Annotated in this window: 4 protein-coding genes; 1 reads left to right on the forward strand and 3 read right to left on the reverse strand. The window is 48.9% G+C overall.

Annotated features, from left to right (window positions below; genetic code table 11):
• Positions 1 to 280 precede the first annotated feature (280 nt).
• Positions 281 to 556 (forward strand): hypothetical protein, encoded by a 276-nt coding sequence (locus AC06L3_RS08455; RefSeq protein WP_475670184.1) that lies wholly within the window; start codon positions 281 to 283, stop codon positions 554 to 556.
• A gap of 77 nt (positions 557 to 633) precedes the next feature.
• Here AC06L3_RS08455 and AC06L3_RS08460 read toward each other — a convergent pair whose 3' ends face one another.
• The 3 genes from AC06L3_RS08460 to AC06L3_RS08470 all read right to left on the reverse strand — a co-directional run.
• Positions 634 to 1758, reverse strand: a complete 1125-nt coding sequence (locus tag AC06L3_RS08460) for a N5-glutamine methyltransferase family protein (RefSeq protein ID WP_475670185.1) — start codon at positions 1756 to 1758, stop codon at positions 634 to 636.
• Positions 1758 to 2765 carry a D-alanine--D-alanine ligase family protein gene (locus AC06L3_RS08465; RefSeq protein ID WP_475670186.1) on the reverse strand — a complete coding sequence of 336 codons (1008 nt, stop codon included), beginning with the start codon at positions 2763 to 2765 and terminating at the stop codon, positions 1758 to 1760. The genes AC06L3_RS08460 and AC06L3_RS08465 overlap by 1 nt, the downstream gene beginning before the upstream one ends.
• Before the next feature lie 24 nt (positions 2766 to 2789).
• Positions 2790 to 3698: transglycosylase domain-containing protein (locus AC06L3_RS08470; protein ID WP_475670187.1), on the reverse strand; the 909-nt coding region annotated here is incomplete at its 5' end.

Below are 3698 nucleotides of genomic sequence, written 5' to 3' on the forward strand. Positions count from 1 at the left end.
CCACGATTCGCGGATTTGCGTTGAGAAGAATCCTCTTGCCGGAGAGACGGAACTGCTGCTGCCGACATATTATGACTTCTTCCTAAAAAAATAAGTTACGATAATTATCAAGCGTCTCCCGTGGACGTAGCCCTATTAATACTGAAATTCCCGCCTGTTTGTAGCGTGGTTTAAGGAATCCCCAAATTATTGGCCCTGAAGTGAGATTTTGTTTGCTTCGGGGCTTGTTTTTTCGGAATAGAATAGATATATCTGTACCTATGTTTTAACAACCTTGATTATGGCTGCGACAAGAGTGGTAAAAATCAAGAATCACAAGACCGGAGTGGTCTATCTCTACGAGGACCGTCCTTATTGGGACAAGGAAAAGAAGCGTCCGACGCACGAGAGAAAGTGCATCGGAAAGATATCCGCTGATGGCACGGAAGAGTACAATGAGTACTACCGCAACCGCAAGATGATGCAGAGCCTTGAGAAGAAAGCCGATGAGCCTCCCGGCAAGCGGAACCGGTGTGCCGATGGTGCTTCCGCCAAAAATAACCGAAATGTCTCCTGAAATTCATACGGCTTGAATTCACCCATCAAGCCGCATATCTACTATCTCTATACTGTGGTAACAACATATGTTGAGTGTTATTTGCGTACCATTTCTACAAAGCGGTCCTTGCCGAAGAGGTCCTTGAGGCAGCGGGCATTGGTGAAGCCTTTGGATTTGAGCATTTCTATGGTACGGGAACCGAGGCTTTCATTGATTTCAAAGAAAAGGGCAGGTTTCGTTCTGTCACAAGCCTGCGCAAGTTTCAGTGCTATGTCTGCTACCGCTTCGTAGAAAATCAATGGATTGTCATCCGGTACGAAAAGTGCCGATGATGGTTCCCAGTCAAGTACATTGCTGCGCATTCGGGCGCGCTCCTTCTCGCACACATACGGTGGATTGCAGACTATTATGTCAGGGCATGCTCCACCCATTGCCTGAAGCATTATCTGCCAGGCATTTTCCACCAGCACATCACATTTGAAGAATTCAGGCCATGCGTTTGTTGAATGTTTCCTGCCTGCACCCAAACCTCTTTCTGACTGAAGCTTGCAACCGCCTTTTACCGGCTCTGCCTTGAACTGTGATGCAGCCACTTCCAGCGCCCCCTCAGATATGTCACAGCCATAAAAGTGCACGTTCAAACTTCTGCTGTTTTTTGACCCGGGCTGTTTTTCCAGAATACGTTGCCCGCAAATATGTTCAATACTCGCCGCATCATATATGCCATTGATATAATCAAGCAGCAATGACCAGACTATGCAACCGCTTCCAGTGCATACATCAAGTACCACAGGGGCCTTCCCTTCAATTGAAACGGTTCTCAAATGCTCCCCGACTATTGATACCAATTCCTCGGTCTCAGGCCTTGGGATGAGCGTTGAGGCATTGACCCTGAACTCATATCCGCAGAACTCCGCATGCCCCAGAACATATTCCAGAGGCTCCCCCTTGCAAAGCCTTTCCAGAGCCTTCTCACATTCATTTTCCACCGGCGATGGTACCTCTTCATTCTCTGCAAGCACCAGCTGCACATCATTGGCAGGGAGCGCAGATTGCAGGGATTGCCTGAAACAGGCACAGACAGCCAGAACCATACGCTTTGCAAGCGCGGCGCATTCCTCCGGGCTGTAAAAAGGGACCCTTGCCAGCAACAATTTTCTGGCATTCCTTATGAACATGCCGTATGTAAGTTTGTGCATGCCGTCCATTGAATATTTCACTACAGCTGCAAGCTCTGTGAGATGAGGGTGGTCAGGAACTGCTGCAGAGTAAGGCCTGCGGCCTCTATCTGCTTAGGCACCAGACTCATAGGAGTCATACCCGGGGTGGAGTTGATTTCAAGGAAGAATATACTATCGCCACGTAGGATATAATCCATACGCACAAGGCCGTTGCAGCCCATATAAGTGTATATCTGTTCCGAAAGGTCCTTTACGGTGCTGGTTGTCTTCTGGTTTATATGTGCCGGACAGATTTCACTGCTCTGGCCCTTGTACTTGGCTTCATAGTCGAACCAGCCGCGGGTGGTGACTATCTCGGTTACAGGAAGAGTGCAAACGTTGCCGTCCTTCCTATAAACGCCAACGGTAAGTTCGCGGCCGCTTATGCATTCTTCAATAAGAAGAGCCGGACATTCCTCGAAAGCCTTGTTGATTGCAGGAACAAGTTCCTCCTCCCTCTCAACCTTTGAGATTCCGAAACTGCTGCCGCCGATTGTAGGTTTAACGAACAGAGGCAGGCCCAGGGTGGTTACTATTTCCTTTACATCGTATGTATGCTCGCGCCTGAGGTAAAGGTCCCTGGCCAAATTCACACCTGCAAAATCAAGGAAACGCTTGCAGGACTGCTTGTCAAAGGAAACCGCACAAACGTATGATGATGAAGTATTGAACGGCACGCCCATCATTTCAAGATAGCCCTGAAGCTGACCCGTTTCGCCAGGTTCACCGTGAATCATGATCATGGCATAATCGAACTTCACACCGCCGGCAGAAAAATCACTTTTGTCAACCTCGTTTCCGGGCAGTTCAAGCTCTGGCACATCATTGCTTTCAAGCAGGCTGCCCAGAACACTTTCGTTTATAAGCTTCCAGGACGAGCCCCTGAGAAAAACTATAGACACATTGAACAATGAGCGGTCCAGAGCGGATGCCACGTTTTTTCCGCTGGCAAGTGACACCTTCCACTCGCTTGAATCTCCGCCAACTATTACAGCAATATTCTTCATATACAAAATTTCAATCTCCGTTTCCTAGAAATCCATGAACAGATCGTCCGTTGACTTCTGTTTCATGTCCTCATCTCCTCCGCTGCAGTTCAGATCAAGTTCAAAACCCTGAGGAGCCGCGAACACATCGTTCTTTGTAACGCCCAAAGTTCCATTGTCAAACACCTTCTTCATGAATATTCCCCAGATAGGGAGAGCCATGTTGGAACCGCCGCCAAGAGCAAGGCTTGTAAAGTGAACCTGCCTGTCTTCGGCGCCAACCCAAACGCCGGCTGTAAGATGCGGCGTATAGCCTATGAACCAGCCGTCGCTCTGGTCATTGGTTGTTCCTGTCTTTCCGGCAACTGCGCCCTGTGGAACATACAATGCTCTGATTCTGTAAGCGGTTCCGGAATTCACAACGCCCTCCATAAGGTTAACCATAAGGAACGCAGCCTTCTCGCTTATTGCCTCGCGCTTCTTTGGAGTGAAGGTTGCAAGCACGTTGCCGTTCTTGTCCTCTATTCTCAAGACAGCCAGAGGCTCCACGAAAACTCCCTTGCTTGGGAAGGTATTGAAAGCGCTCACCATTTCATACACAGGCACATCTGCGGAGCCCACACACAGCGATGGCACAGGATCCAGCCAGGTCTTCACTCCCATATTGTGCGCCATGTTCACCAGAGCCTGAGGACCGAACTGCTTCATCAGGTACGCTGATATGTTGTTCGAACTCTTTGTGAGGCCCCACTTGAGCGTAACAGTTTTTCCTATCCATTCAGGTTTGTCGGTACTCTTTGGTGTCCATACGTCCTCACCTATTATGAATGACTGAGGAATGTTCACCACCTGGTCACAAGGGGTGAATCCCTCCTGCATGGCCAGTGTGTACAGGAAAGGCTTGAAAGTTGAACCAACCTGCCTCTTGCCCTGCCTTATCTGATCATATTTGAA

This window comes from Candidatus Egerieousia sp. (assembly GCF_056211015.1).